The 25,863-nt window shown below is 66.5% G+C and carries 26 protein-coding genes (1 of these 26 only partly in view); 17 read left to right on the top strand and 9 right to left on the bottom strand.

Features of this window, described 5'->3' with window-relative positions; genetic code table 11:
* Together ACYUME_RS22925 and aptA are read right to left on the bottom strand one after the other, a co-directional pair.
* A protein-coding gene (locus ACYUME_RS22925; RefSeq protein ID WP_279884499.1) for a CoA-acylating methylmalonate-semialdehyde dehydrogenase crosses the window boundary here: on the bottom strand, window positions 1-929 show its 5' portion. It extends 565 nt beyond the left edge of the window; only the first 929 of its 1,494 coding nucleotides appear in the window; the start codon lies at window positions 927-929; its stop codon lies off the left edge, out of view.
* Window positions 930-999: 70 nt separating this feature from the next.
* Complete coding sequence (gene aptA / locus ACYUME_RS22930) at window positions 1,000-2,346, bottom strand: omega-aminotransferase AptA (protein WP_050703640.1); 1,347 nt, start codon at window positions 2,344-2,346, stop codon at window positions 1,000-1,002.
* Window positions 2,347-2,465: 119 nt separating this feature from the next.
* Here aptA and ACYUME_RS22935 point away from each other — a divergent pair, with 119 nt between their 5' ends.
* From ACYUME_RS22935 to ACYUME_RS22955, 5 genes are all read left to right on the top strand, one after another.
* A complete protein-coding gene (locus tag ACYUME_RS22935) occupies window positions 2,466-3,383 on the top strand; it encodes a LysR family transcriptional regulator (RefSeq protein ID WP_279884503.1) in 918 nt (305 codons plus the stop codon).
* 85 nt (window positions 3,384-3,468) lie between these two features.
* On the top strand, window positions 3,469-4,131 hold the full coding sequence (locus ACYUME_RS22940; protein WP_279884505.1) for a TetR/AcrR family transcriptional regulator: 663 nt from the start codon (window positions 3,469-3,471) through the stop codon (window positions 4,129-4,131).
* A 9-nt stretch (window positions 4,132-4,140) separates the two neighbouring features.
* Window positions 4,141-4,725, top strand: coding sequence for an IMPACT family protein (locus ACYUME_RS22945; RefSeq protein WP_279884508.1), 585 nt, complete (start codon window positions 4,141-4,143; stop codon window positions 4,723-4,725).
* A 447-nt stretch (window positions 4,726-5,172) separates the two neighbouring features.
* Window positions 5,173-5,859 (top strand): SDR family oxidoreductase, encoded by a 687-nt coding sequence (locus tag ACYUME_RS22950; protein WP_460417035.1) that lies wholly within the window; start codon window positions 5,173-5,175, stop codon window positions 5,857-5,859.
* Between the two features lie 86 nt (window positions 5,860-5,945).
* Window positions 5,946-6,896 carry an adenosine deaminase gene (locus ACYUME_RS22955; RefSeq protein WP_460417036.1) on the top strand — a complete coding sequence of 317 codons (951 nt, stop codon included), beginning with the start codon at window positions 5,946-5,948 and terminating at the stop codon, window positions 6,894-6,896.
* Here the strand turns inward: ACYUME_RS22955 and ACYUME_RS22960 are convergent.
* Window positions 6,893-7,603, bottom strand: a complete 711-nt coding sequence (locus ACYUME_RS22960) for an ArsR/SmtB family transcription factor (RefSeq protein ID WP_279884515.1) — start codon at window positions 7,601-7,603, stop codon at window positions 6,893-6,895. The two genes, ACYUME_RS22955 and ACYUME_RS22960, sit on opposite strands and share 4 nt — an antisense overlap.
* A 395-nt stretch (window positions 7,604-7,998) precedes the next feature.
* On the opposite strand from ACYUME_RS22960, the gene ACYUME_RS22965 reads away from it, so the two are divergent.
* Window positions 7,999-8,196: a hypothetical protein gene (locus ACYUME_RS22965; RefSeq protein ID WP_279884518.1), complete on the top strand. Its 198-nt coding sequence runs from the start codon at window positions 7,999-8,001 to the stop codon at window positions 8,194-8,196.
* On the opposite strand, the gene ACYUME_RS22970 is transcribed toward ACYUME_RS22965, so the two are convergent.
* Both ACYUME_RS22970 and ACYUME_RS22975 read right to left on the bottom strand, forming a co-directional pair.
* Window positions 8,147-9,328 (bottom strand): multidrug effflux MFS transporter, encoded by a 1,182-nt coding sequence (locus ACYUME_RS22970; protein ID WP_279884520.1) that lies wholly within the window; start codon window positions 9,326-9,328, stop codon window positions 8,147-8,149. The genes ACYUME_RS22965 and ACYUME_RS22970 overlap by 50 nt on opposite strands.
* A 215-nt stretch (window positions 9,329-9,543) precedes the next feature.
* Entirely contained in the window at window positions 9,544-9,741 is a 198-nt protein-coding gene (locus ACYUME_RS22975; protein ID WP_460417039.1) for a heavy-metal-associated domain-containing protein, read from the bottom strand.
* Between the two features lie 146 nt (window positions 9,742-9,887).
* Here ACYUME_RS22975 and ACYUME_RS22980 point away from each other — a divergent pair, with 146 nt between their 5' ends.
* From ACYUME_RS22980 to cueR, 3 genes are read left to right on the top strand one after another with little or no spacing between them, the layout of a single operon-like run.
* A complete protein-coding gene (locus ACYUME_RS22980) occupies window positions 9,888-10,265 on the top strand; it encodes a hypothetical protein (RefSeq protein WP_460417041.1) in 378 nt (125 codons plus the stop codon).
* Window positions 10,266-10,319: 54 nt separating this feature from the next.
* Complete coding sequence (locus tag ACYUME_RS22985; RefSeq protein ID WP_460417043.1) at window positions 10,320-12,719, top strand: heavy metal translocating P-type ATPase; 2,400 nt, start codon at window positions 10,320-10,322, stop codon at window positions 12,717-12,719.
* A complete protein-coding gene (cueR, locus tag ACYUME_RS22990; RefSeq protein WP_279884528.1) occupies window positions 12,716-13,120 on the top strand; it encodes a Cu(I)-responsive transcriptional regulator in 405 nt (134 codons plus the stop codon). The genes ACYUME_RS22985 and cueR overlap by 4 nt, the downstream gene beginning before the upstream one ends.
* A gap of 15 nt (window positions 13,121-13,135) precedes the next feature.
* On the opposite strand, the gene ACYUME_RS22995 is transcribed toward cueR, so the two are convergent.
* On the bottom strand, window positions 13,136-13,912 hold the full coding sequence (locus ACYUME_RS22995; RefSeq protein ID WP_460417045.1) for an AraC family transcriptional regulator: 777 nt from the start codon (window positions 13,910-13,912) through the stop codon (window positions 13,136-13,138).
* Window positions 13,913-14,024: 112 nt separating this feature from the next.
* Entirely contained in the window at window positions 14,025-15,302 is a 1,278-nt protein-coding gene (locus tag ACYUME_RS23000; protein ID WP_279884534.1) for an acetyl-CoA C-acetyltransferase, read from the bottom strand.
* 115 nt (window positions 15,303-15,417) lie between these two features.
* On the opposite strand from ACYUME_RS23000, the gene ACYUME_RS23005 reads away from it, so the two are divergent.
* The 7 genes from ACYUME_RS23005 to ACYUME_RS23035 all read left to right on the top strand — a co-directional run bounded on the left by ACYUME_RS23005 (window position 15,418) and on the right by ACYUME_RS23035 (window position 22,191).
* A complete protein-coding gene (locus ACYUME_RS23005) occupies window positions 15,418-16,770 on the top strand; it encodes a 3-oxoacyl-ACP reductase (RefSeq protein WP_460417046.1) in 1,353 nt (450 codons plus the stop codon).
* Window positions 16,771-16,772: 2 nt separating this feature from the next.
* A complete protein-coding gene (locus ACYUME_RS23010; RefSeq protein WP_460417047.1) occupies window positions 16,773-17,624 on the top strand; it encodes a MaoC family dehydratase in 852 nt (283 codons plus the stop codon).
* A 63-nt stretch (window positions 17,625-17,687) separates the two neighbouring features.
* Window positions 17,688-17,993, top strand: a complete 306-nt coding sequence (locus tag ACYUME_RS23015) for a MazG-like family protein (protein ID WP_279884540.1) — start codon at window positions 17,688-17,690, stop codon at window positions 17,991-17,993.
* Window positions 17,990-18,739, top strand: coding sequence for a methyltransferase (locus ACYUME_RS23020; protein WP_279884541.1), 750 nt, complete (start codon window positions 17,990-17,992; stop codon window positions 18,737-18,739). The genes ACYUME_RS23015 and ACYUME_RS23020 overlap by 4 nt, the downstream gene beginning before the upstream one ends.
* Window positions 18,740-18,759: 20 nt before the next feature.
* Window positions 18,760-19,392, top strand: coding sequence for a DUF4136 domain-containing protein (locus tag ACYUME_RS23025; protein ID WP_279884543.1), 633 nt, complete (start codon window positions 18,760-18,762; stop codon window positions 19,390-19,392).
* Between the two features lie 19 nt (window positions 19,393-19,411).
* Entirely contained in the window at window positions 19,412-19,972 is a 561-nt protein-coding gene (locus ACYUME_RS23030) for a DUF4136 domain-containing protein (protein WP_279884545.1), read from the top strand.
* 269 nt (window positions 19,973-20,241) lie between these two features.
* Window positions 20,242-22,191: a pilus assembly protein TadG-related protein gene (locus tag ACYUME_RS23035; protein ID WP_460417050.1), complete on the top strand. Its 1,950-nt coding sequence runs from the start codon at window positions 20,242-20,244 to the stop codon at window positions 22,189-22,191.
* Here the strand turns inward: ACYUME_RS23035 and ACYUME_RS23040 are convergent.
* The gene (locus ACYUME_RS23040) at window positions 22,176-24,806 is read right to left on the bottom strand and encodes a PAS domain-containing sensor histidine kinase (protein ID WP_460417052.1); all 2,631 of its coding nucleotides are present in this window, start codon (window positions 24,804-24,806) and stop codon (window positions 22,176-22,178) included. The genes ACYUME_RS23035 and ACYUME_RS23040 overlap by 16 nt on opposite strands.
* Window positions 24,803-25,246: a TadE/TadG family type IV pilus assembly protein gene (locus ACYUME_RS23045; protein ID WP_460417054.1), complete on the bottom strand. Its 444-nt coding sequence runs from the start codon at window positions 25,244-25,246 to the stop codon at window positions 24,803-24,805. The genes ACYUME_RS23040 and ACYUME_RS23045 overlap by 4 nt, the downstream gene beginning before the upstream one ends.
* Window positions 25,247-25,321: 75 nt before the next feature.
* On the opposite strand from ACYUME_RS23045, the gene ACYUME_RS23050 reads away from it, so the two are divergent.
* Entirely contained in the window at window positions 25,322-25,792 is a 471-nt protein-coding gene (locus ACYUME_RS23050; RefSeq protein ID WP_279884554.1) for an A24 family peptidase, read from the top strand.
* Window positions 25,793-25,863: the final 71 nt, after the last annotated feature.

Raw genomic sequence — 25,863 nt, forward strand, 5'->3', positions numbered from 1 at the left:
ATCTTCAGCGCCTTGATCTGCGGTTCCAGCTTGGCGATCAGCGCATCGGCCACCTGGTCGCCGACGCACACCGCCACCGAGATGGCCATGCAGCGCTCGCCACAGGAACCGTAGGCCGCGCCCATCAGCGCGCTGACGGCATTGTCCAGGTCGGCGTCAGGCATCAGCACCGCGTGGTTCTTCGCGCCGCCCAGGGCCTGAACACGCTTGCCGCGCTTGGTGCCCTCGGCATAGATGTACTCGGCGATCGGGGTCGAACCGACGAAGCTCAGGGCCTTGACCTCTGGCGCCTCGATCAGCGCATCGACCGCTTCCTTGTCGCCATGCACGACGTTGAGGATGCCCTTCGGCAGCCCTGCTTCCAGCAGCAGCTGGGCGATGTACAACGTCGAGCTCGGGTCGCGCTCGGACGGTTTGAGGATGAACGCGTTGCCACAGGCAATGGCCAGCGGATACATCCACAGCGGCACCATGGCCGGGAAGTTGAACGGGGTGATGCCAGCGACGATGCCCAGCGGCTGGAAATCGGACCAGGCGTCGATGTTCGGGCCGACGTTGCGGCTGTACTCGCCCTTGAGCAGCTCAGGGGCGGCGCAGGCGAATTCGACGTTCTCGATACCTCGCTTGAGTTCGCCGGCGGCATCTTCCACGGTCTTGCCATGCTCCTCGCTGATCATCTGCGAGATCTTCGCCTCGTTCTGCTCAAGCAGCTGCTTGAAGCGGAACATCACCTGGGCGCGCTTGGCCGGCGGGGTGTTGCGCCAGGCCGGGAAGGCGGCCTTGGCCGAGTCGATGGCCTGCTGGACGGTAGCGCGGCTGGCCAGCTCGACCTTGCGCACGGCCTGGCCGGTGGACGGGTTGAAGACATCGGCGGTGCGCTCGCCCTTGGTGACCAGCTCGCCGTGGATCAGGTGCTGAACAATGCTCATGAGAACTCCAGATAAAGAAGGTGGAAGCAGGCGCGTGGCAATCACGCGCCCGACGTCGAATTCGGAAAAGTCAGTCGACCTTGTTCAGGGCTTCGCCCACCGCGTCGAACAGGCGATCCAGTTCCTGCGGCTGGGTGTTGAAGGTCGGCCCGAACTGCAGGGTGTCGCCACCGAAGCGCACATAGAAGCCGGCTTGCCACAGCTTCATCGCCGCCTCGTACGGACGGACGATGGCGTCACCGTCACGCGCGGCGATCTGGATGGCACCGGCCAGGCCGTAGTTGCGGATGTCGACCACGTTCTTGGTGCCCTTGATGCCGTGCAGCAGCTTCTCGAAGTGCGGCGCCAGCTCGGCGGCGGACTGCACCAGGCTTTCCTTCTGCAGCAGGTCCAGCGCGGCGATACCGGCGGCGCAGGCGACCGGGTGCGCCGAGTAGGTGTAGCCGTGGGGGAACTCCACCGCGTACTCGGGCGTCGGCTGGTTCATGAAGGTCTGGTAGATCTCGCTGGTGGCGATCACCGCGCCCATCGGGATGGCGCCGTTGGTGACCTGCTTGGCGATGCACATCAGATCCGGGGTGACGCCGAAGGCTTCGGCGCCGGTCATCGCGCCCATGCGGCCGAAACCGGTGATCACTTCGTCGAAGATCAGCAGGATGTTGTGCTGGCTGCAGATCTCGCGCAGGCGCTTGAGGTAGCCCTTCGGCGGCGGCAGCACACCCGCGGAGCCGGCCAGAGGCTCGACGATCACCGCGGCGATGTTCGAGGCATCATGCAGCTCGATCAGCTTGAGCATTTCGTCGGCCAAGGCGATCCCGCCCTCCTCTGGCATGCCCTTGCTGAAGACGTTGGCCGGCAGCACGGTATGAGGCAGGTGGTCGACATCCAGCAGTTGACCGAACAGCTTGCGGTTGCCGTTGACCCCGCCGAGGCTGGTGCCGGCGATGTTCACACCGTGGTAGCCACGGGCCCGGCCGATGATCTTGGTCTTGGTGGCCTGGCCCTTCAGGCGCCAGTAGGCACGGACCATCTTCAGCGCGGTATCGGCGCACTCGGAACCGGAGTTGGTGAAGAACACGTGGTTCAGGTCGCCCGGCACCAGGTCGACGATCTTCTCGGCCAGCTGGAACGACAGCGGGTGGCCGAACTGGAAGGCAGGCGAATAGTCGAGCGTGGCGACCTGGCGGGCCACCGCTTCGCTGATTTCCTTGCGGGTATGCCCGGCACCGCAGGTCCACAGGCCCGACAGCGCGTCGAACACCTTGCGGCCCTTGTCGTCGACCAGGTAGTTGCCTTCGGCCGCCACGATCAGCCGCGGGTCGCGCTGGAAGTTGCGGTTGGCGGTGTATGGCATCCAGTGGGCGTCCAGCTTGAGCTGGCTGGCCAGACCGGCCTGGGCGGTTTCGGGCATGTTCATCGGGCGATTCCTCGGAAGACGATTAGGCAACGATGGGTGTTGTTGCAGCTAAATTGTCACGGCGATAAAGTTCGAAAAACCCAGCATTTCTAATCTTCAGTCAGCGGATAACTAAACTAATGAGCCGACGCCCCGATCCCCTCGCCCAGGTCAGCGATTTCGACATCCGCCTGTTGAAGATCTACCGCAGCGTCGTGGAGTGCGGCGGTTTCTCGGCGGCGGAGAACGTACTGGGGATCGGCCGCTCGGCGATCAGCCAGCAGATGAACGACCTCGAGCAACGCCTGGGCCTGCGTCTGTGCCAGCGTGGTCGCGCCGGCTTCTCGCTGACCGAGGAAGGGCGCGAGGTCTATCACTCGGCACTGCAGCTGCTCAGTGCCCTGGAGACCTTCCGCACCGAGGTCAACGGCCTGCACCAGCATCTGCGCGGCGAGTTGAACATCGGCCTGACCGACAACCTGGTCACCCTGCCGCACATGCGCATCACCCATGCCCTGGCCGAACTCAAGGACCGCGGCCCGGACGTGCGCATCCAGATCCGCATGATTGCCCCGAGCCAGGTCGAGCAGGGTGTGCTCGACGGCAGCCTGCATGTCGGCGTGGTTCCCCAGACCAGTCCGCTGTCCGGGCTCGATTACCAGCCGCTGTACAGCGAGCGCTCGCTGCTCTATTGCGCCGTCGGCCACCCCTTGTTCTACGCCGACGACCAACAGATCGACGAAACACGTCTGAACAGCCAGGATGCCATCGCCCCGACCTTCCGCCTGCCCGCCGACATCCAGGCCCACTATCAGGCGCTGCACTGCACCGCCAGCGCCTCGGACCGCGAGGGCATGGCCTTCCTCATCCTGACCGGGCGCTACATCGGCTACCTGCCTGACCACTATGCGAGCTTCTGGGTGCAACAGGGCCGGCTGCGCGCACTCAAACCCGCGCAACGCTTCTACGACCTGGGCCTGAGCTGGGTAACGCGCAAGGGGCGACGACCGAACCTGGTGCTGGAAAGCTTCCTCGAGAGTCTGGCTGCGACACGCTGATACGTATCTCTGACGCAAATGCTTGTCACTTCGGCGCAGGCAGGTAATCTGTCGGACATTCGTAACGACCCGCCCGGAATCGTCCATGACCCTAGAAGTCCCTGCGCATCGCTCCCCCGCCTCGGGCAAGCCCGCCGGCCGCATCCGCCAGAAGAACGAGCAGGCCATCATCCAGGCCGCCGAAGACGAATTCGCCCGCCACGGCTACAAGGGCACGAGCATGAACACCATCGCGCTCAAGGCTGGGCTGCCCAAGGCCAACCTGCATTACTACTTCACCAACAAGCTGGGCCTGTACATCGCCGTGCTGAGCAACATCATCGAGCTGTGGGACAGCACCTTCAACGCCCTGAGCGTGGAGGACGACCCGGCCGAGGCGCTCAGCCAGTACATCCGCACCAAGATGGAGTTCTCCCGGCGCAACCCGCAGGCCTCGCGAATCTTCGCCATGGAAGTGATCAGCGGCGGCGAATGCCTGAGCGAGTACTTCAGCGCCGACTACCGCGAATGGTTCCGCGGCCGTGCCGCAGTGTTCCAGGCCTGGATCGACGCCGGCAAGATGGATCGGGTGGACCCTGTGCACCTGATCTTCCTGCTCTGGGGCAGCACCCAGCACTACGCCGACTTCGCCACCCAGATCTGCCAGGTGACCGGCCGCAGCCGGCTGACCAAGCAGGACATGGAAGACGCCAGCAACAACCTTATCCACATCATTCTCAAAGGCTGCGGCATCAGCACGCCCGCCTGACCCGGACTTATGCCTTCTACCCTGCTCGAGCTCTGCGAGTTCCGCGAGGAAATCCGCAAGAGCCGCTTCATCACCCTCGCCGGCCCGATCAGCAGCCCGGCCGAGGCCATGGCCTTCATCGAACGCCACAGCGACCTGGCGGCCACCCACAACTGCTGGGCCTGGAAGCTCGGCGGCCAGTATCGCAGCAGCGACGACGGCGAGCCTGGCGGCACCGCTGGGCGCCCGATCCTTGCCGCCATCGAGGCCCAGGACTGCGACCAGGTGGTGGTCCTGGTGATCCGCTGGTACGGCGGCATCCAGCTGGGCACCGGTGGCCTGGCACGGGCCTATGGCGGCGGCGCCAACAAATGCCTGCAGCAGGCACCCAAGCGCTTGCTGGTGCAGCGCAGCGAGTTCGCCTGCAGCTGCACCTTCAGCGAACTGGCGCTGGTCAAGCTGCGCCTGGGCGAAGTCGACGGCCTGGTGCTGGACGAGCAGTTCACCGCCAACGGCGTCGATCTGCGCATCGCCCTGGGTGATAGCCATCTCGAAGTGCTGCAGCAGCAGCTCGCCGACCTGAGCCGCGGGCGCATCTTGCTGGAACGGGCCTGAGCGTTGCCCACAAGTACTGTGGGCCTGCCTGTGGATAAGCTTGGGGCATTCCACTGCAGGCCTTGTACGGCAAGGCCCGCAGCGCATTGATCATATTTTGATCACATTTGTATGACACAGACACAAGTCACTGAAAGCCCGTGAGTTATCCCCAGTCATCAGCGCCTGCGTTCCCTGAAACGGGCATTTTCAGGCTGCCACGCTTGCACACAATTACTGTGGAGCAGCCTGTGGATAACCCGTGAACCACCCCGCCGGGCCCCAGCCCCACCGGCTCTCCGGACTATCGATCATTTTTTGACCAGCAGTGCCAGGGCAACTGGCCGGCACCTGGTTTATGCTCGTCACCCAGGCCTTCCCCTGTGGAGGGCAACCGCCACGTTGTCGCTCGGCGAGCGAAACCTGTGCACGCCACCGCTCGCCTGGCCCTTGATATGGAGTATTGCTATGACCGCCAACAAGACCGCCCTGATCATCGGCGCTTCCCGGGGCCTCGGCCTGGGCCTGGTGCAACGCCTGCGCGAAGATGGCTGGAACGTCGTCGCCACCGTGCGTGATCCGCAACAACCGGGCGCCCTGGGCGATGTGTCCGGGGTGCGTATCGAGCGCCTGGAGATGAACGACACCGCCCAACTCGATGGGCTGAAGCAACGCCTGCAAGGTGAAGTGTTCGACCTGGTGTTCGTCAACGCCGGGGTGATGGGCCCGCTACCGCAGGACCTGGAAAGCGTGCAGGTGCAGCAGATCGGCGACCTGTTCATGACCAACGCCGTGGCGCCGATCCGCGTGGCCCGACGCCTGGCCGGCCAGGTGCGCGAAGGCAGCGGCGTACTGGCGTTCATGAGCTCGATCCTGGGCAGCGTGACCATCCCTGACGGGGGCGAAGTCTGCCTGTACAAGGCCAGCAAGGCCGCGCTCAACTCGATGATCAACAGCTTCGTGGTCGACCTGCAGCGTCCCGACCTGGCCGTGCTGGCCATGCACCCGGGCTGGGTAAAGACCGACATGGGCGGCGAGAACGCCGAGATCGACGTGCTCACCAGCACCCGCGGCATGCTCGAGCAGGTCAAGGCCCAGAGCGGCAACGGCGGCCTGCGCTTCATCAACTACAAGGGCGAGGCGCTCATCTGGTAACCCAGGCGATACGGACCTGGATGGGCGCATTGCCCGGCCAGGCCCTGTAGAATGGCGGCCAACCGTACCTGATCGAGATTGCACACATGTATGAATGGCTGAACGCCTTGCCCAAGGCGGAACTGCACATGCACCTGGAGGGCTCGCTGGAGCCCGAACTGCTGTTCGCCCTGGCCGAGCGCAACAAGATCGCCCTGCCCTGGGCGGACGTCGAGACCCTGCGCAGCGCCTATGCCTTCAACAACCTGCAGGAGTTCCTCGACCTCTACTACCAGGGCGCCGATGTCCTGCGCACCGAGCAGGATTTCTACGACCTGACCTGGGCCTACCTGCAGCGCTGCAAGGCGCAGAACGTCATCCACACCGAGCCGTTCTTCGACCCGCAGACCCACACCGACCGGGGCATCCCGTTCGAGGTGGTGCTCGATGGCATCAACCGGGCCCTGAAGGATGGCCGCGAGCAGCTTGGCATCGGCAGCGGCCTGATCCTCAGCTTCCTGCGCCACCTGAGTGAAGACGAAGCGCAGAAAACCCTGGACCAGGCCCTGCCGTTCCGCGATGCCTTCGTCGCTGTCGGCCTGGACAGCTCGGAGAAAGGCCATCCGCCGAGCAAGTTCCAACGCGTCTTCGACCGCGCCCGCAGCGAAGGCTTCCTGACCGTGGCCCATGCCGGCGAGGAAGGCCCGCCCGAGTACATCTGGGAGGCCCTCGACCTGCTGAAGATCCAGCGCATCGACCACGGCGTGCGCGCCATCGAGGACGAGCGCCTGATGCAGCGCATCATCGACGAGCAGATCCCACTGACCGTCTGCCCGCTGTCCAATACCAAGCTGTGCGTGTTCGACCACATGAGCCAGCACAACATCCTCGACATGCTCGAGCGCGGCGTGAAGGTCACGGTCAACTCCGATGATCCGGCCTACTTCGGGGGCTACGTCACCGAAAACTTCCACGCGCTGCACGAACATCTGGGCATGACCCAGGATCAGGCGCGTCGCCTGGCACAGAACAGCCTGGACGCGCGCCTGACGCGCTAACCGGCCTGCCGGGCCGGCACCCGGGCGATGCCGTTGATCTGCTGGACACCGAGCGACGTGAGCTGTATCGCTCGATTGCCTTCCTGTTCGCGGATCCAGCCCGACTGCAGGAACAACCTGAGCAGCGCTTGCCCCAGGGGGCCGCCAAGGTGCGCCCCCTGGTCGCTCCACTCACTGCAGCGGCACGTCAGGCAACCTGGCCTGGCGACCGGCGCCAGCGCATCGATGTAGACCCCCAGCGCCTCCAACCGGGCCTTGCCCTCCTGGCTCACAGACATCTGCTGCTCGCTCCCCACCAACCAGCCGGCGACCAGCAGCCGCTGGAACAGCGCCGTGGCGATTTCCCCACCCAGGTGATCACCGCACAGACGCGCCCTGCGCATCGAAGACGGGATCTGTATCGGCGTGGCCCGCTGGGCGGCTGGGCGGTGTTCGACCTGGACGCTGGCAAGCGCCTCCACCGCCGCGCTCACCTGCGGCGTGGCCAGACGGTAATAGCGTTTGCGCGCACGCGTCTCGAGCTTGAGCAGCCCCGCTGTCGACAACAACGACAGATGCGCGCAAGCCGAAGAGGTGCTGAGGCCGGTCATCCTCGCCAATTCGTCCGCCGCACGCGGAGTACCATCGATCAATGCCCACAACATGGCGCTGCGCTTGGGATCGGCCATCAGGCCGGCGACCTGACTGATGCTACGGACTGCACTCATGAAACTGAAGCTCCCTGATGACTCGCGACTGCCAGCGGGAAACGTTGCTCGCTGGCATTGGATGCGCTGGGAGTATAAGCCGCTCGACGTCGCTGGCTGCGTAGGCAGCGAACCGTGTAGGACGCCGTTGCAGCACTGCCATGAGCAGCGGCCAGATCGCCATCCAAGGGCACCGCCTCCCGAACTACAGCGGCTAGATCGCGGTCGGCGAGGCTCGAATCGCCTGGCGAACTGACAAGACCGACAGTCCGGGTCAAAAACTACGCCATGCAAAACAGAAAGCTTCCCATGCCGTAACCGCCATGACCGTCAGTCAGGAGGCTGATCCCGATCATGGCGAGCATCGAGAGCAGCGCTAGACTTTACCGGCTCCCACTCACTGGAGGTGGATCACGATGAAGATTGTCGTCAGTGCGTCGAACCGCAATCCCGCCTGTCCCTGGCAGGTCCAACTTGACCAGCATGTCGTGAGCTTTCGCAACGAAGCCGAGGCGCGGGCGTTCGTCGCCCTGCTGGAAACACGCCTCAACGCGCCTCATCCGCTCACTCAGGCCGCTTGGCCTGCAAGCGCCGGGTCAGCACTGCGACACTGACCACCAGTGCGCCGCACAGGCTGATCACCAAGGCCATGGGCACCGCGCTGCCGTCATGCAGCACCCCGACCAGCGCCGCCGCGCCCGCAGCGACGCTGAACTGCAGGCAACCCATCAAGGCCGATGCGCTGCCGGCGCGGGCGCCCTGCCCGCTCATGGCGCAAGCCGCGGCGTTGGGGACGATGCAGCCAAGGCTGGCGATGCACACGAACAGCGGCACCAGCAGCGGCCACAATGGCGCCGGGCGCAACGCCGCGACCAGCAGCAGCGCCAGCGCCGCCGCCAGGTACAACCACACCGCTCGCGCCAACAGCCAGGCCGGACCACGTTTGGCCAGCAGCCGCGCATTGACCTGGGCCATCAGGATGAACCCGGCCGCATTGGTGCCGAACAGCCAGCCATAGTGCTCGGCAGGCACGCCGTACAACTTGATGAAGACGAACGGTGAACCAGCGATATAGGCAAACATGCCGGCGATGGCGAGGCCTCCGGTAAGCGCATGGCCGACGAACACCCGATCACCGAACAGGCGCAGGTACTGGCGCAACGCACCAGAAAGCGGCTGACGCGGGACGTGCGGCGGCAGGCTTTCCGGCAAGCCGAGGCCGACCGCCAACAGACAGGCCGCGCTGAACAGACTCAGAGCCAGGAAAATCGACTGCCAACCGGCCACGTTCACCAGCACGCCACCGAGCATCGGCGCAAGAATTGGCGCCAGCCCCATCACCAGCATCAATTGCGAAAACACCTTGGCCGAAGCCACCGCGTCACACTTGTCGCTGACGATGGCCCGTGCCAGCACCATGCCGGCGCACCCCCCGAGGGCCTGGACGAAGCGCGCCAGGATCAAGCTGTCGAGATTCGGTGCATAGGCGCAAGCCAGCGAAGCCAGGGTGAACAGTGCGACACCGAACAGCAGTGGAATACGCCGGCCGAAGCGGTCGGCTACCGGCCCGTAGGCGAGTTGGCCCAGGGACAGGCCGAGGAAGTAGGCGGCCAACGTGGTCTGCACGTGCTTTTCATCAGTGGCGAAGGCCTGGGCCATGGCCGGGAAAGCGGGCAGATAGAAGTCGATCGCCAAGGGCCCGAACGCACTCAGGGCGCCGAGAATCAGCAAGGTTCGCAAGTTCATGGAGAATCCATAGCAGGCTAAGCAAGTACGCTAGTCTACCTGCACCGGATCGCCGGGCGTTGAAAACCTTTGCAATAATTGATCCTGCGTGTGCTGCAGAAAATCACCCAGTGGGAGCGGGCTTGTCGGGGCGCCGAACCGCCGCCAGTCACCGCGGAGGTTGCTTCGCGGGTAAACCCGCTCCCACAGGATTGAAGCACCGGGGCAAAAGGGATTCAGGCCACCTCGGCCTGATAGCCCTCTTCACGGATCGCCGCCAGGATCTGCTCCGCCGCCAGAGCGCTTTGCACCCTCACCTGCCGCGCCGCCAGATCGACCTCCACCCGCGCCGCCGCATCCTGCTCCTGCACGGCCCGGGTCACGCCCTTCACACAGTGGCCGCAGGTCATGCCTTGTACATTGAACACTTGCATCGAGGTTGCCTCCTTGTGGGTTTCGCGCAGTCTCAGCCTTGCCATCGGGGCAAGGTCAAGTTCCGCCCGGATCGGCCGGGCTGGAAATCCCCGCGCACCTCGGCCAAGCTGCGCCTTTGACGATTCTGGCAAGCAGGAGATTTTTCATGATCAGGGCAGTATTGGGCCTCGCAGGATTGCTGGCCGTGGTGCCTCCGGCCAGCGCCGAGGGCAATTCGGACTACAGCGTGCTGATCATTTCCCGGGAACGCCTGGAGGTGGCCACCAGCTGCGAAATCGGCATCTACCTCAACGATCAGTTGTCCGGGCGGCTGTTCCAGGAACAGTCGACTTCGTTCAACCTGCCGCCGGGCCCGGTCGATGTGCGCCTGCGCCTGCTGCCCGGGCAGGTTCCCGGTTGCGCGCCCGGTGTCGAGGATCAGCGCAGCACGCGCCTGACACTGCAGGCGGGCCAGATCAATAAATACCGCGTTGCCATGGGACAGAATGGCCTGGTGCTCAAGAGAGCCGGCCTGGGCTATTGACCTTGCCCGCATGGCAAGGTTGATGCTGAAGGCCTGTCCACGGAGGAGAGAGCCATGCCCGCATCCACCACCTTCGACCTGCCGATCGCCGGCATGACCTGCGCCAGTTGCGCAGGTCGGGTCGAGCGCGCCCTGCGCAAGGTCACCGGTACCGAACACGTCAGCGTCAACCTCGCCACCGAGCAGGCTCGGGTCCAGGCCCCGGCCGACAGCCTGCCGGCACTGGTCGATGCCGTGCGCGGGGCCGGCTACAGCGTCCCCACCCGAACCCTGGAACTGCAGATCGGCGGCATGACCTGCGCCAGCTGCGCCGGGCGTATCGAACGCGCCCTCGGCAAGCTGGCGGGGGTCGAGCAGGTCAGCGTCAACCTGGCCAGCGAGCGCGCCCACCTCGAAGTGCTCGAAGCCGTCGATGACGGCGTGCTGATCGCCGCGGTCGAACAGGCCGGCTACAGCGCCGCCCTGCCGCGCACCGCCCATGACGACCAGCGCCAGGCCCAGCGGCGACTGCGCAACGAACGGCTGGCCGTCGCGGCGGCGCTGCTGCTGGCCCTGCCTCTGGTCCTGCCGATGCTGGTGCAGCCGTTCGGCCTGCACTGGATGCTGCCGGCCTGGGCACAGTTCGCCCTCGCCACGCCGGTGCAATTCATTCTCGGCGCGCGCTTCTATGTCGCCGCCTGGAAAGCCGTGCGCGCCGGCGCGGGCAACATGGACCTGCTGGTCGCCCTGGGCACCAGCGCAGGCTACGGCCTGAGCCTGTACCAGTGGGCCCATGCGCCGGCAGGCATGGAGCCCCACCTGTATTTCGAGGCCTCGGCGGTGGTAATCGCCCTGGTGCTGCTGGGCAAGTACCTGGAAAGCCGCGCCAAACGCCAGACCGCCAGCGCCATCCGGGCCCTGGAGGCGCTACGCCCCGAACGCGCCGTGCGGCTGGTCGACGGTCACGAGGAAGAGGTCGCCATCAGCCAGCTGCGCCTGGGCGACCAGGTGCTGGTCAAACCCGGCGAGCGTTTCCCGGTCGATGGCGAGGTGCTCGAAGGCAGCAGCCACGCCGATGAAGCCCTGATCAGCGGCGAAAGCCTGCCAGTGCCCAAGCAGCCTGGCGACGCGGTGACCGGCGGCGCCATCAACGGCGAAGGCCGACTGCTGGTGAAAACCCTGGCGCTGGGCACCGAAACCGTGCTCGCCCGCATCATCCGCCTGGTCGAGGATGCCCAGGCGGCCAAGGCGCCGATCCAGAAACTGGTCGACCGGGTCAGCCAAGTCTTCGTCCCGGCCGTGCTGGTCGTGGCGCTGCTCACCCTGGTCGGTTGGTGGCTGGCCGGCGCGCCGCTGGAAACAGCGCTGATCAACGCCGTCGCCGTGCTGGTGATCGCCTGCCCCTGCGCCCTGGGCCTTGCCACGCCCGCCGCGATCATGGCCGGCACCGGCGTCGCCGCCCGCCACGGCATCCTGATCAAGGACGCCGAAGCGCTGGAACGCGCCCATGCGGTCAACAGCGTGGTGTTCGACAAGACCGGCACCCTGACCTCCGGCAGCCCACGCATCGTCCACAGCCAGGCCAGCGACGGCGACCTCCAGGCGCTGCTGCGCATGGCCGGCGCCCTGCAGCGGGGCAGCGAGCATCCGCTGGCCAGGGCGGTGCTCGATGCCTGTGCCGAACAGGGCCTGGACGTACCGCCGGTGACCGACAGCCAATCCCTCACTGGCCGTGGCATCGCCGGGCAGGTCGAAGGACGCGAACTGGCCTTGGGCAACCGTCGCCTGCTCGACGAAAACCACCTGGCGCCAGGCGACCTGGCCAGCAGCGCTCAGGCCTGGGAGGCCGAAGGCCGCACCCTGTCCTGGCTGATCGAGCGCGGCAACCAGCCCCGCGTGCTGGGCCTGTTCGCCTTCGGCGACAGCCTCAAGCCCGGCGCCGACCAGGCCATCGCCGCCTTGCACGCCCGAGGGATCAGCAGCCATCTGCTGACCGGCGACAACCGTGGCAGCGCCAAGGTGGTGGCCGAGGCTCTCGGCATCGATGACGTGCACGCCGAGGTGCTCCCCGCGGACAAGGCCGCGACGGTCGCGGCGCTCAAGCGCGGTGGCGTGGTGGCCATGGTCGGCGACGGCATCAACGACGCCCCGGCCCTGGCCGCCGCTGACATCGGCATCGCCATGGGCAGCGGCACCGACGTGGCCATGCAGGCCGCCGGCATCACCCTGATGCGCGGCGACCCGCGCCTGGTCCCCGCGGCGCTGGAGATCAGCCGCAAGACCTACGCCAAGATTCGCCAGAACCTGTTCTGGGCCTTCATCTACAACCTGGTCGGCATACCGCTCGCCGCCCTCGGCTATCTCAACCCGGTACTGGCCGGCGCCGCGATGGCCCTGTCCAGCGTCAGCGTGGTGAGCAACGCCCTGTGGCTGAAGACCTGGAAACCCACCAGCCGTGACCAGGAGGCCCCATGAACATCGGCCAGGCCGCCCGCCGCAGCGGGCTCAGCGCCAAGATGATCCGCTACTACGAATCCATCGGGCTGCTGCGCCCGGCCCAGCGCAGTGACAGCGGCTATCGCCTGTATCGGCAGGAAGACCTGCACAGCCTGGCGTTCATCAAGCGCTCCCGCGACCTGGGGTTTTCCCTCGAGGAAGTGGCCAGGCTGCTGACGCTCTGGCAGGATCGCCAGCGTGCCAGCGCCGATGTGAAGGCGCTGGCCATGCAGCATATCGACGAACTGAACCGGCGCATCGAGGAGCTGGTCAGCCTGCGCGATACCCTGAGTGAGCTGGTGGCCCACTGCCAGGGCGATGACCGGCCCGACTGCCCGATCCTCAAGGACCTGGCCAATGGTGGAGGGTGCTGCCACTGAAGTGGCAGCCAGCGATTACAGCCTCAGCTCCCCGGGCGTCGCCCCGAACAGCTGCTTGAACGCCGCGATATACGCCGAGGTCGAGTCATAGCCACAGCCCAGCGCCGCCTGGGTGACACTTTCCCCCGCCTCCAGCAGCGCCAGCGACGACAGCAGGCGCATGCGCTGGCGCCAGTTGCGAAAGCTCAACCCGGTCTCGCGCTGGAACAGACGCATCAGGGTCTTCTCCGACACGTCCAGCGACAGCGCCCACTGCCGCAGGGTCTGTGGCTGGTCGGGCTCGGCGATCAGCTGATTGCACAGGGCCAGCAGCCCTGGGTGGCGCGGCAGCGGCAGCGAGAACCCCACTTGCGGCAGGGTCCGCAGCTGATCCAGCAACACCGCGACCAACCGCGCCTCGGCGCTGTCGCCCTCCGGGTAGGCCACCGCGAACGTGCAGAACTGCTTGATCAGCTCCCGCGCCAGCGGCGTGACCTCCAGCACCCGACATTCAGCCAGCGCCCAGGGGCAAGCGTCGCGCCGCACATACAGGCTACGCATCTCGGCCTGCATCGAGGTCACCACCTCGTGCTCGGTGCCGGCCGGAATCCATACCCCCCACTGCGGCGGCGCGAAGTAGCTGCCCTCGCTGGTATAGACGCCCAGCACACCGCTGATGGCGTAGGAGAACTGTACCCAGTCATGCCGGTGGCGGGTGGTCCAGGAGCCGGCGCCAAGACTTTCGGCGCGGGCGTAGAGCGGCCTGGGCAGGTGCTCCAGCGCAGGAATGGGACGCGGTCCGGTGATCGACATGATGAGGCCTGGTGTCTCGGGTCGGACAAGGGTACCAGCCATCGCAGGCTACAGGTGGAAGCGGACTTCGCCGGTGCTCCTGGCGGTTCGGCGTCCCGAGGCACCCACTGCCTCAACGCTCGACGATCGCCGCCACCCCTTGCCCGCCCGCCGCGCAGATCGAGATCAGCCCGCGCCCCTTGCCCCGCTCGCTCAGCAACTTGGCCATGTTCGCCAATATCCGCCCCCCGGTCGCCGCGAACGGATGCCCCGCGGCCAGCGAGCTGCCCTTCACGTTCAGCTTGCCGCGATCGATCGCCCCCAGCGGCGCGTCGAGCCCCAGGCGCGTGCGGCAGTAGTCCGCGTCCTCCCAGGCCTTCAGCGTGCACAGCACCTGGGCGGCGAAGGCTTCGTGGATCTCGTAGTAGTCGAAGTCCTGCAGGGTCAGGCCGTTGCGCGCCAGCAACCGCGGTACCGCGTACACCGGCGCCATCAGCAGGCCCTCCTGGCCATGAACGAAGTCGACCGCCGCCGTTTCGCCATCGACCAGATAGGCCAGCACCGGCAAGTCATGCTCCGCGGCCCAGGCGTCGTTGCCCAGCAGCACCAGCGAAGCGCCGTCGGTCAAAGGCGTGGAGTTGCCCGGGGTAAGCGTGCCCAGGCCACTGCGGTCGAATACCGGCGTGAGCTTGGCCAACTGCTCGAGGGTAAGGTCCGGGCGCAGGTTGTTGTCACGGGTCAGCCCCAGGTAGGGCGTCAGCAGGTCATCCTGCCAGCCCTCGCGATAGGACGCCGCCAGATGCTGGTGGCTGAGCAACGCCAACTCGTCCTGGTCGGCACGTTCGATCTGCCAGGTCTGCGCCATGCGCTCGCAGTGCTCGCCCATGGACAGCCCGGTGCGCGGTTCGCCATTGCGCGGCAGCTCGGGCTTGAGCAGGCCAGGGCGCAGCTTGAGGAACGGCTTCAGGCGCTCGCCCAGGCTCTTGCCGCGATTGGCCTGCAGCAGGATCTGCCGCAGCCCCTCGCTGACCGCGATGGGTGCGTCCGAGGTGGTATCGACGCCCCCGGCGATACCGCTGTCGATCTGCCCCAGGGCGATCTTGTTGGCCACCAGCAACGCCGCCTCCAGCCCCGTGCCGCAGGCCTGCTGGATGTCGTAGGCCGGCGTCTGCGGCGACAGCCGCGAGCCGAGCACGCATTCGCGGGTCAGGTTCATGTCGCGTGAATGCTTGAGCACCGCGCCCGCGACCACTTCCCCCAGGCGCAGCCCGTGCAGGCGGTAGCGCTCCACCAGCCCTTCGAGGGCCGCGGTGAGCATTGCCTGGTTGCTGGCCTTGGCATAGGCACCGTTGGAGCGGGCGAAGGGAATCCGGTTGCCACCCAGGATCGCGACCCGACTGGTTGAATGCATGCCTGTTCCTCCTGAAACAATTTGATCCCTAAGACTAGGTTCTTTTGACGCATTCGAACGCCCCAGACACAAACTTGGTCCACACTTGCATGCTTGCCTTCAGGGAGAACCGTACATGAGCGATCGCTATCTGGGCTTTGCCAACTCCACCCTCGGCCGCAAGCTGGTCGACGCCCTCGGCCTGCCGCGCCCGGTGCCGCTGGAGCGCTGGCAGCCCGGACGACTGCGGCCCATCGAGGGCGCGCTGGTGCTCGGCGGTGGGCCGCTCGCAGGCCAGGTGGCGGCGATCGCCCCGCGCCTGACCGCGGACTGCTACGGCTTCGACAGCGACGGGCTCGAGCTGCCCGCCTGGGTCGCGGGGCTGGGGCCGAAGCTCAAGGCGGTGGTGTTCGATGCCAGCCACCTGTGCGACAGCGACGCGCTCAGACAGCTGCGCGAATTCTTCCAACCGCTGCTGCGCAGCCTGGCCTACTGTGCCCATGTGGTGATTCTCGGTCGCGCCCCGGAAAGCCTCGACGACCCACAGGCCAGCGTCGCCCAGCGCGCCCTGGAAGGGTTCAGCCGCTCGCTGGCCAAGGAGCTGCGCAACGGCGCAACGGCCAACCTGCTGTATGTCGGCGCCGGCGCCGAGGACCAGCTCGAAGGCGCGCTGCGCTTCCTGCTGTCGCCCAAGAGCGCGTTCGTTACTGGCCAGGTCCTGCGCTTGTCGCCCTGCGCCGCCCAGGTCGCCGACTGGACCCGCCCGCTGGCCGGGCGCCGCGCCCTGGTCACCGGTGCCGCGCGCGGCATCGGCGCGGCCATCGCCGAAACCCTGGCCCGCGATGGCGCCGAAGTGACCTTGCTCGACGTGCCCCAGGCGCAACGCGACCTCGACGCCCTCGCCGCACGCCTGGGCGGTCGCGCCCTGGCCCTGGACATCTGCGCCGCCGATGCCGCCGCGCAGCTGGTCGAGGCGCTGCCCGAAGGCCTCGATATCGTCGTGCACAACGCCGGCATCACCCGCGACAAGACCCTGGCCAACATGACCCCGGAGTACTGGGACGCCGTGCTGGCCGTCAACCTCAAGGCCCCCCAGGTGCTGACCCAGGCACTGTTCGACGCCGGCAAGCTGCACGACGACGCCCGTGTCACCCTGCTCGCCTCGGTCAGCGGAATCGCCGGCAACCGTGGGCAATCCAACTACGCCGCCAGCAAGGCCGGGCTGATCGGCTTCGCCCAGGCCTGGGCGCCACGGCTGGCCACCCAGGGCGCCAGCATCAATGCCGTGGCACCGGGCTTCATCGAAACGCACATGACCGCGGCCATGCCCATGGGCCTGCGCGAGGCCGGCCGGCGCCTGAGCTCACTGGGCCAGGGCGGCCTGCCACAGGATGTCGCCGAAGCCATCGCCTGGCTCAGCCAGCCAGGCTCCGGGGCGATCAACGGCCAGGCCCTGCGCGTCTGCGGCCAGGCCTTGATGGGAGCCTAAGCATGAGCCGACCCTGGCACGACCTGCACCACCCCGACTCGCGCCTGAGCCTCTACCTGCGCGCCCTCGGCAAGCGCAAGATCCGTGGCAGCCAGCTGCCGGAACAGGGGCTGCGCTGCTTCCTGCGCGTCGATGCCGGCAACCTGGCGGCCTACCGTCGGCTCTGCCACTTCGCCGACGATGGCCGGTTGCCGGGCACCTACCCGCATGTCATGGCCTTCAGCCTACAACTGCAGCTGCTCACCGCCGACGACTTCCCCTTCCCATTGCTGGGGCTGGTACACCTGCACAACAGCCTGCAGGTGCTGCGCCCCTTGGGCGCTATCGACGGCCTGCGCTTCGCGGTATACGCCGACAACCTGCAGCCGCATGAAAAAGGCGGCACCTTCGACCTGGTGACCGAGGCCGAGGACGGGCTTGGCCTGCTCTGGCGCGAAACCAGCCGCATGCTGGTGCGCGGCCTGAAGCTCGACGCGCAGGGTAGCGACGCGCCAGCACCGCAGCCCCTGGTGTTGCCGGAGGCCACCCGCTGGTATGCCGACAGCGACATCGGTCGGCGCTACGCCAGGGTCTGCGGCGACTACAACCCGATTCACCTGAGCCGCCTCAGCGCGCGCCTGTTCGGCTTCCCCAGGGCCATCGCCCACGGCATGTGGAGCACGGCCATGGCCCTGGCGGCGCTACAAGGGCACCTGCCAAAAGCGGGGTACGTGTTCACGGTGGACTTCCAAAAACCGGTGCGCCTGCCATCGGAGGTGGTGCTGAGCGCCAGCGAGGCGGGGCCGGAGGGCGCCTTGCGGCTGGATGGACATGGCGCACTGGTGCACATGGTCGGGAGCTGGCGCTCGCTTTGAGCGCCTGGCGCACTTGCTTTGCAAGTAGCCTCGCCGGAAGCTATGCGCCACGAGGAGACCCCGATGAACCTGCAAGAACTGACCGAACGCCTGCACCGCATCCGCGACACCAACGATTGGCGCGGCTTCCACAGCCCGAAGAACCTGGCCATGGCCGCCAGCGTCGAAATGGCCGAGCTGGTGGAGATCTTCCAGTGGCTGACCGAGGACGAGTCCCGCCAGTTGCCCGCCGACAAACTCGCCCACGCCGGCCAGGAGGTGGGCGATATCGTGCTCTACCTGCTGCTGTTGTGCAGCGAACTGGGGCTGGACATGAACGAAGTGGTTCGAGCCAAGCTGGCCGACAGCGAGAGGCGTTTCGCCAAATGAACGACCGTCACTTCGATGAGCTGGCCAGCCGCTTCGCCGAAAAGATCTACGGCGGCGCCAAGGGCGCCATCCGTCTCGCGGTGCTTCAGGCCGACCTGGCCGAAACGCTGCCCGAGCGCCCGCTGCGAGTGCTCGACATCGGCGCCGGCCTGGGCCACATGGCCCTGTGGCTGGCCCAGCGCGGCCATCACCTGACCCTCGCCGAACCCGCCGCGCCCATGCTCGACGGCGCCCGCGCCCGCTTCGCCGAGGCTGGCCAACCGGCAACGTTCATCCAGGCGCCCTGGCAGGACCTGCTCGGCCAGCTCACCGAACCCTACGACCTGGTGCTGTGCCACGCGGTACTGGAATGGCTGGCCGAGCCAGAAAGCATCCTGCCCGTGCTGCACCAGCTGACGGCGCCGGGTGGCTGGCTGTCGCTGGCCTTCTACAACCGCGACGCACTGCTCTACCGCAACCTGCTCAAGGGCCATTTCCGCAAGATGCGCAGCAACAGCCTGGCCGGCGAAAAGCAGAGCCTGACCCCGCAAAAACCACTTGATCCACGTGAACTCAAGGCGCAACTTGAAGGCCTGTGGCAGGTCGAAAGCGAGAGCGGTGTACGGGTATTCCACGACTACATGCCCAAGGAGTTCCAGGCCAAGGCCGAGCTGCTGGACCTGCTGGAAATGGAGCTGGCCTACCGGCGTCACCCCAGCTTCGCCGGCCTGGGCCGCTACCTGCACTGGATCTGCCGCCCCCACTGACCCGCTTGCCGGGAGGATGCATGCCGTATCGTCTGCTCTGTCTGGCCCTGTCGTCTCTGGTTCTGGCCGGCTGCCAGGGGACCAATCCCTACGTGGCCAGCGGCAAGCCACTGCCGCCGGCCCCACCCCAGGCCGCCAACACCTTCGACGCCAGTGCCTACCCCGCGCCAACACGTGACTATGGTCGCTATCGCAGCTGGAGCTGGCGCAATGGCCAGACACCCGCCGGCCCGGCCAGCGCGACCCCGGGCCAGCTGGCCGACGCGGTGAGCAGCGCCCTCGACCAGCACGGCCTGCGCCCGGCGCGCAATACCCAGGCCGACCTGCTGGTCAGTGCCGATGTGCGCCTGGAGCGACGCCTGCGCCAGGTACGCGATTACGACTATGACCCCTACTACGGCCCCTACCCTTACGGTGGCGTCGGCTATGGCGGCTACCGCAATGGCTATGGCGCCTATGGCAGCGTGCCGATCGTGCGCACCTACGAAGTCGAGGTGATGGTGGTGCGCATCGATCTGTTCGATGCCCGCAACGGCCAGCCGGTATGGAGCGCCAGCGCCGAAAGCGGCAGCGACAAGGACTCGCCGCGCGAGCGCGAAAGCGCGCTGCGCGAATCGGTGAGCAAGGCGATGAGCGGCTATCCTCCCAGCTAACGTTCAACGGAGAACCATCATGTTGCGCCGTCTCGTTCTACTGTCCCTGGCCCTGCTGCTGACTGCCTGTTCGAGCAACAACGTGCAGCAGGATTTCGACGCCAGCCGCGACTTCGCCGCCTACCGCAGCTGGGCCTGGCAAGAACCGGGGCTGCACTATCGTCCGGACGATCCGCGGATCAAGAGCGACCTGACCGAGCAACGCATCCGCCAGGCGGTGGCCGGCCAGCTCGACCAGCGCGGCCTGCGCCCGGCCCAGGGCAATGCCCGGCCCGATGTGAAGGTGCGCGCCTACCTGATCGTCGAGGACCGCCAGCAACAGATCACCACCAATTACGGCGGTGCCTGGGGTGGCTATTGGGGCGGCTACTGGGGCGGGCCGATGTACAACGAGACCCGCAGCGTCGACTACAAGGTGGCGACCATCCAGATCGACCTGTTCGATGGGCGGGACGGCAAGCTGGTGTGGCGCGGTAGCGCCGAGCAGATCATGAACAACTACCCACCCAGCCCCCAGGAACGCAACGCAGCGATCCAGAAGACCGTGGCCCAGGTGCTGGGTAACTACCCGCCGCATTGAGGCCTGCGAAACACCCTCATGAATTAACATGTAATTCTTTGCTTTAACTCGGACAGCGTGGGAGCGGGCTTGCCCCGCGATGAGATGTATGGCACCGGCTTTGCCGGTGATCGCGGGGCAAGCCCGCTCCCACGCTGTTCCAGCCGAATCAAAGAATTACGGTTTGCTCCATAAGGGCGGAAAAGCAGACAAGGCAACTTGCCATCACCTTGACTACACTCCTTGCACCGCCGCCACGCTGCCGGGCCCTGGCCGGCAAAGGAGTGCCCGTGGTTTCCCGTTCCGCTGTGCGCCAACACGGCGCGATCGGCCTGATGGCCGCGCTGACCATGGGCTTGGCCCTGGTGTTCATGCTCCTGGCGGTCGACAGCGGTCGCCTCTACCTCGAACAACGCAAGCTCCAGCGCATCGCCGACATGGCGGCGCTGGAAGCCGCGCAACACGGCGGCTCCTGCACTGGCAACGGTCCCCAGGCCGCCACCCTGGCGCGCACCGCCGCAACCCGTAACGGCCATGCCCCGCTCAACCCCCTGAGCGCCAGCTGCGGCTACCTGCGCACTGGCAGCGACAACTTGCGCACTTTCATCGTCGACACCGCGCGCAGCGAAGCGATCAAGGTCGAAGTCAGCAATGTGGTGACCACCAGCGTTGCCGGCGGGGTATACGCCTTGGTCCAGGGCGGCGCGATCGCCCGCACCACCACCTTGCGCGCCAGCGCGGTCGCCGCGAGCCCCGGACCGGCCCAGGCGCGGCTGGCCATTCGCAGCACGCTGCTGAAGATTTCCTCGATGCAGGCCAACCTCCTCAACGCGCTGCTCAAGGCCCTGGGGGGCAGTACCCAGCTCAGCGTCCTGGGCTGGCAAGGTCTGGCCGACACCCAGCTCAACCTGCTCAGTTTCCTCGATGCGCTTGCCGTCGACCTGAAACTGGATGTGGGAGACTTCCAGCAACTGCTGAACCTGAACACCTCGGCGACCCAGTTGCTGAAGGTGGCGGCCAAGGTATTGCAGCAAAGCGGCGCCGCCGTCGAAGTGACCAGCAACCTGCTCAATATCGCGCTCGACCTGCCTGACCAGATGACCGTGGGCGAGCTGCTCAACCTCCAGACCGGAACCACGCGGGCCGGACTGGACGCCAACGTTCAACTCCTGCAGCTGATACAGACCATGCTCCAGGTCGCCACCGGCGAGCGTGGGGTGGATGCCGAACTGCCGATCTCGCTGCTTGGCCTGGTCAACGGGCGGGTGTATCTGCGGGTGGTCGAGCCACAGCAGTTCTCCTCGGTGGGCGATCCACGCACCGACCAACTGCGCATCCACACTGCCCAGACGCGCGTGCTGGTGTCGCTCGACCTGCCCTTGCTCTCGGGCATCGCCGGGCTGCTCAACGCCGTGCTCGACCTGGCGGCACCGCTGACCAACGTGCTCAACAACCTGCTCAGCCTGAACCTGCTGGGCACCGTGCAATCGCTGACCTGCGCACTGGGCATTCCGTGCAAGGTCAGCGATATCAAGCTGCTCGACAACAAAGTGCATATCGACATCGGCGTGGAAGTGGCCGAGGCCACCAGCCGTCTGCAACCGCCTCCTGCGCAGAACTACAGTTGCGCGCCCAAACGCCTTAGCACGCTCACTCAGCGCTCGGCGGCCAAGATCGCGGTCGGCATGTTCGACTCGCCACAGGCATTTCTCAAGGACGGCACCACTAACGTCAAGGCGTTGCCGCTGATCGACATAGGCACCAATGTCTGCAGCCGCCTGCTGATCCTGCCGCCCTCCTGTGGAACCCGCGTGCCGTTTGCCGGCGGCGGGATCGGCCTGCGGATCGACACGCGGATACTGGGCAGCGGGCCGCTGGAAAAGAATCTGCTGTTCAACGGCGAGAACGAGCTTCCGGACATCAAGAAGGATCCGTACTTCAAGCCGATGGACAGCGACCAGGCGCAGGTGGTGGGCAGCCTCTCCGATACGCTGGGCGGGATTCACCTGGAGGCCTACCAACCGATCGGCAACAGTGGCCTCGGTCAAGTGCTGGTGCTCACCGCCGGGTTGCTGGACGGGGTGAGGAACATCCTCGAGCCGCTGATCAAGAACCTGCTGAGCCCCCTGGTCGATCCCTTGGTCAATGGCCTGCTCAAGGTGCTGGGCATCGACCTGGCGAGTGCCGAAGTCGGCGCCAACCTGAGCTGCACCAGCGGCAGTGCTCAACTGATGCTGTAAAGCGGCAGCTCGATCCTGAAACAGGCGCCCACTTCGCTGTTGGCCACGCTCAGCCTGCCGCCCATGCGGCTGACGATGCCATGGCTGACCGACAGCCCCAGCCCGGTGCCGACACCGGCTGGCTTGGTGGTGAAGAACGGCTCGAAGATGCGTTCGTGCAACAGTGGGTCGATCCCCCCAGCGTTGTCCTCCACCAGCAGGCACAGGCGCTCTTCCTGCAACAGCTGGCGGACCCTGATCCAAGGCTGTTTGCATCCTTTCTCGAGCAAGGCGTCGCGGGCGTTGACCATCAGGTTGATCAACACCTGCTCCACCTGATCCTGATGCCCCAACACCTGTGGCTGCACCTCGGGCCGCTCCAGGCACAGTTCGACGCCCTTGCCGCGCAGGCCTTCCTCCAGCAGCGCCCGGGCGCCCTCCACCGCGGCCCAGGCAGCGAAGCCCTCGCGCTCGAGCGGCGAGCGCCGACCATACGCGCGCATATGATCCACCAGGCGGGCCGCCCGCACGATCTGGCCATCGATACGGCGCAGCTTCTCCTCCAGATAGGCCGGATCGGCGCTGCCGTTCTCCAGGCGCTTGAGGGTGTTGCCCACCGCCATCTGCATGACGTTGAGCGGCTGGCTGATCTCATGCACCAGCCCCGTGGCCAGCTCGCCGAGGGTGGCCATCTTGGCGCCCTGCAGCAATTGCTGCTGGCTGCGCCGCAGGTCGGTGTTGTCGCGTCCCACCGCCTGGACCTCCAGCAGCCGGCCCTCGGCGTCGAACAGTCCGCGATCGGCCCACACCCACCAGGCATGCTCGCGACCGGGCAGTTGCAGGCAGATCTCCGCGCTGCCTAGCGGGCGCTCCGGAGTCAGCGCCCGCAGGCGCTGGACGAATGCCTCGCGCTGGCTGTCCGACAGCCACTGGCCCAGGTCGGCGCCCTGCAGCTGTTCGGGCGTGCGCCCCAGGTAATCGGCCAGTGGCCGGTTGGCGAAGAGCAGTGTCAGGTCCGGGCGATAGCGACAGATCATCGCCGGCGAGTCCTCCACCAGCACGCGATAGCGCTCCTCGCTCTGGCGCATGCGCTCGGCCGCCTCGGTCGCCTCGCTGACATCCAGCCACAGGCCGACCACCTCCAGCGGCTGCCCCAGGTCGTCACGCAACAGGCGCGCTTCATCGTGCATCCAGTGGTAGCCGCCGAGGTGATCGCGCAGGCGATAGCGACAGCGTACCTGGCCCTCGCGCAGCAGGTTGCGCGTGCGTTCCAGCCACAACGGGCGATCGTCCGGGTGCACCGCCAGCCCCGGCTGGCGCGCCTGCTCGCCGTCGCTGGCCCAGCCAAGCAACGGCCCCAGGCTGGCGCTGAAGAAGTCGCTGTGCAGCGCCCCGTCGACATAGCGCTGCACATAGATCACCGCCGGCGAGCTGGCGATCAGGTTCTCCAGGCGGGCCCGCGCGGCGCCGGCCTGCTGCTCCTGTGCCTTGAGCGCACTGATGTCCAGCAGGAAGCCACGCAGCACGCCCGCCCGCCCCTGGCCGACCCAGTGGAACCAGCGCACGGCGCCCTGCGGGTCAGCATCCGGCAAACGTATGCTCAGGCTTAACGCATCTCCTTCGCGGGCCTGGCTCAAGGCCAGTTGCGCCGCCTCGCGGTCGGCCGGGTGCAGGCGTGCCAGCCATTGCCCCAGGCTTGCCTGGCACGGCAGGCCAAGTGCGCGGGCCAAGGCCGGCTCCAGGTGCAGGTCGCCCTGCGCCGACCACTCCCACCAGCCGGCGCCGAGCTGACGCTGCAGGTCATCAAGGTGATGGGCCTGACGCTGCAACTGCTGGCGCCGATGACGGACCAACAGGGGTTCGGCCAAGGTGCGCGCCAACGCCATCGCGATGTCCTCCGGCGGGGCCTGCCGCGCCCCGGCGCACAGTATCCAGGCCTCGGCATCCAGGCCCAGGCGGTAAGGCACGAGGAACAACGACACACCGCCGCACAAGACCAGCAGCTCGGGGTCGTCGCGGACCTCGATCAACGTGTGGGCCGGCAGCGCGTCCAGCCAGCCTTGCAGGCGCTGGTCGTCTGGCCAGGGCCATGCCTCCTCGCTGCATGCGTAATGCCGCCAGCCGCCGGCCTCACGCAGCATCAGGCGCAGCGAGCTGGCTTGCCAATGCTCGGCAAGGGTTTGCAGCTGCTCAGCGGCGGTCTGTGCCAGACGCTCGCTACCGCATTCACGCAAGGCGTGACCGATTTCCCCGAGCAACGGCCGCTGGCGGTCCCAGCGTTGCTCACGCAACAGGTCGCCGATGTCGAACAGTTGCAGCATCCAGCCAGACGCCTGGCGCTGCAGCCAGCCACGGGTATGCAGCGCATGGCCCATGACCGTGTGGAAGTCCAGGTCCAGCGGCTGCCCCTGCCAGTCGGCCGGCTCGCCTTCGAGCACCAGCCAGCTATGCCGCTGCACGTAGTCGTGCACGCGGGCCCCAGGGCGGCTGGGCAATGCCAGCAAGGTGCGCAGCGGACCGGCCAGACGCAGCACCCGGGCCTGGTCATCGAGCCACAGTTGCAGCCCCACGGCGGGCAGTGTCTCGGGCGCGGCAACCGGCGCCGAACGCCAGCGATCGAACAGGCCGCCCGTCACAGTTGCAGGCTCGCCTGCGCCTGCAGGCGCTCGGGCAGCTTCGGCACATCACCGATCACCGGCAGCACCAGGGTTGGCAACACGCTCGTCAGTCGGCTGCGCGGGTAGTCGATGAGCACCGTCAGCACTTTGTCGCTGCCGACAGTGACCTTGGTGTCGGTGATCACGTTGAAGCCCAGCGCATCGGGCATCCACGACAGCTGCTGGCCGATCACCTGCCGAGCCAGCCCCTCTACGTCCAGCTCGTAGGTCTTGCTGGCCGGGTCAACCGCCACGCAGCGCCGCACCGCTTCGCTGCTGGCCTGGTTGAACGACTGCAGCATGAGCATGGGCAAGGCATAGCTGACCAGCCCGTAGAACACCGAGAAAAACACCATGAACACCACGACGAATTCGATGGCCACCGCGCCTTTTTGCTGTCCCGCCGGGCCTGCTTTCATGATCGAGTCTACCCTGACTGTGAGACCTGTCTGAAAGCATAGAACCGTTCAACGAATAGGGATGGCAATTTGCCAATGCAAAGCATTGTTCTCCTGATGTGGCTTGCCTTGTGCACCGAACAAGATGTCCGTGAACGGCAGATATCCAACACCCTCACCCTGGGTGCCGCCGCCTGTGCCTTGGCCTGGCTGTTCGCCACCGGGCGCAGCTGGATCGGCGCCGACGCCAGCGACGCCGGCTGGGCGCTGGCCATCGTCATGCTGCTCACCCTGCCCGGCTACATGCTCGGTCGCTTCGGCGCCGGCGACGTCAAGCTGATGGGCGCCCTGGCCCTGGCCACCAGCCCGCAGTATGTGCTGGGCACCTTCATCGGCGCGGGGGTCACCGTGCTCGCCTGGCTGCTCGGCCGCCGCCGGTTGTGGACGCTGCTCAATCCCAAGGTGAAGAAACGCCTGCAAGCGCTGGCCGAACAGGTCGGCGACAAGCAGCCCTTCGCCCCTTACGTGCTGGCCGGCTTCCTGCTGACAGCCGTATGGATCCAATAACCGACCGAATGGTCGAATACTGGAGCTGGACCGATGTACATAATTGCAAAGTGCGACTACTTTTCTAGCAG

The organism is Pseudomonas sp. microsymbiont 2 (assembly GCF_054788395.1).

Coding starts and splice junctions, on each gene's coding strand:
- aptA (WP_050703640.1), bottom strand. CDS start 2,346: ATGAACATGCCCGAAACCGCCCAGGCCGGTCTGGCCAGCCAGCTCAAG.
- ACYUME_RS22935 (WP_279884503.1), top strand. CDS start 2,466: ATGAGCCGACGCCCCGATCCCCTCGCCCAGGTCAGCGATTTCGACATC.
- ACYUME_RS22940 (WP_279884505.1), top strand. CDS start 3,469: ATGACCCTAGAAGTCCCTGCGCATCGCTCCCCCGCCTCGGGCAAGCCC.
- ACYUME_RS22945 (WP_279884508.1), top strand. CDS start 4,141: ATGCCTTCTACCCTGCTCGAGCTCTGCGAGTTCCGCGAGGAAATCCGC.
- ACYUME_RS22950 (WP_460417035.1), top strand. CDS start 5,173: ATGACCGCCAACAAGACCGCCCTGATCATCGGCGCTTCCCGGGGCCTC.
- ACYUME_RS22955 (WP_460417036.1), top strand. CDS start 5,946: ATGTATGAATGGCTGAACGCCTTGCCCAAGGCGGAACTGCACATGCAC.
- ACYUME_RS22960 (WP_279884515.1), bottom strand. CDS start 7,603: ATGAGTGCAGTCCGTAGCATCAGTCAGGTCGCCGGCCTGATGGCCGAT.
- ACYUME_RS22965 (WP_279884518.1), top strand. CDS start 7,999: ATGAAGATTGTCGTCAGTGCGTCGAACCGCAATCCCGCCTGTCCCTGG.
- ACYUME_RS22970 (WP_279884520.1), bottom strand. CDS start 9,328: ATGAACTTGCGAACCTTGCTGATTCTCGGCGCCCTGAGTGCGTTCGGG.
- ACYUME_RS22975 (WP_460417039.1), bottom strand. CDS start 9,741: ATGCAAGTGTTCAATGTACAAGGCATGACCTGCGGCCACTGTGTGAAG.
- ACYUME_RS22980 (WP_460417041.1), top strand. CDS start 9,888: ATGATCAGGGCAGTATTGGGCCTCGCAGGATTGCTGGCCGTGGTGCCT.
- ACYUME_RS22985 (WP_460417043.1), top strand. CDS start 10,320: ATGCCCGCATCCACCACCTTCGACCTGCCGATCGCCGGCATGACCTGC.
- cueR (WP_279884528.1), top strand. CDS start 12,716: ATGAACATCGGCCAGGCCGCCCGCCGCAGCGGGCTCAGCGCCAAGATG.
- ACYUME_RS22995 (WP_460417045.1), bottom strand. CDS start 13,912: ATGTCGATCACCGGACCGCGTCCCATTCCTGCGCTGGAGCACCTGCCC.
- ACYUME_RS23000 (WP_279884534.1), bottom strand. CDS start 15,302: ATGCATTCAACCAGTCGGGTCGCGATCCTGGGTGGCAACCGGATTCCC.
- ACYUME_RS23005 (WP_460417046.1), top strand. CDS start 15,418: ATGAGCGATCGCTATCTGGGCTTTGCCAACTCCACCCTCGGCCGCAAG.
- ACYUME_RS23010 (WP_460417047.1), top strand. CDS start 16,773: ATGAGCCGACCCTGGCACGACCTGCACCACCCCGACTCGCGCCTGAGC.
- ACYUME_RS23015 (WP_279884540.1), top strand. CDS start 17,688: ATGAACCTGCAAGAACTGACCGAACGCCTGCACCGCATCCGCGACACC.
- ACYUME_RS23020 (WP_279884541.1), top strand. CDS start 17,990: ATGAACGACCGTCACTTCGATGAGCTGGCCAGCCGCTTCGCCGAAAAG.
- ACYUME_RS23025 (WP_279884543.1), top strand. CDS start 18,760: ATGCCGTATCGTCTGCTCTGTCTGGCCCTGTCGTCTCTGGTTCTGGCC.
- ACYUME_RS23030 (WP_279884545.1), top strand. CDS start 19,412: ATGTTGCGCCGTCTCGTTCTACTGTCCCTGGCCCTGCTGCTGACTGCC.
- ACYUME_RS23045 (WP_460417054.1), bottom strand. CDS start 25,246: ATGAAAGCAGGCCCGGCGGGACAGCAAAAAGGCGCGGTGGCCATCGAA.
- ACYUME_RS23050 (WP_279884554.1), top strand. CDS start 25,322: ATGCAAAGCATTGTTCTCCTGATGTGGCTTGCCTTGTGCACCGAACAA.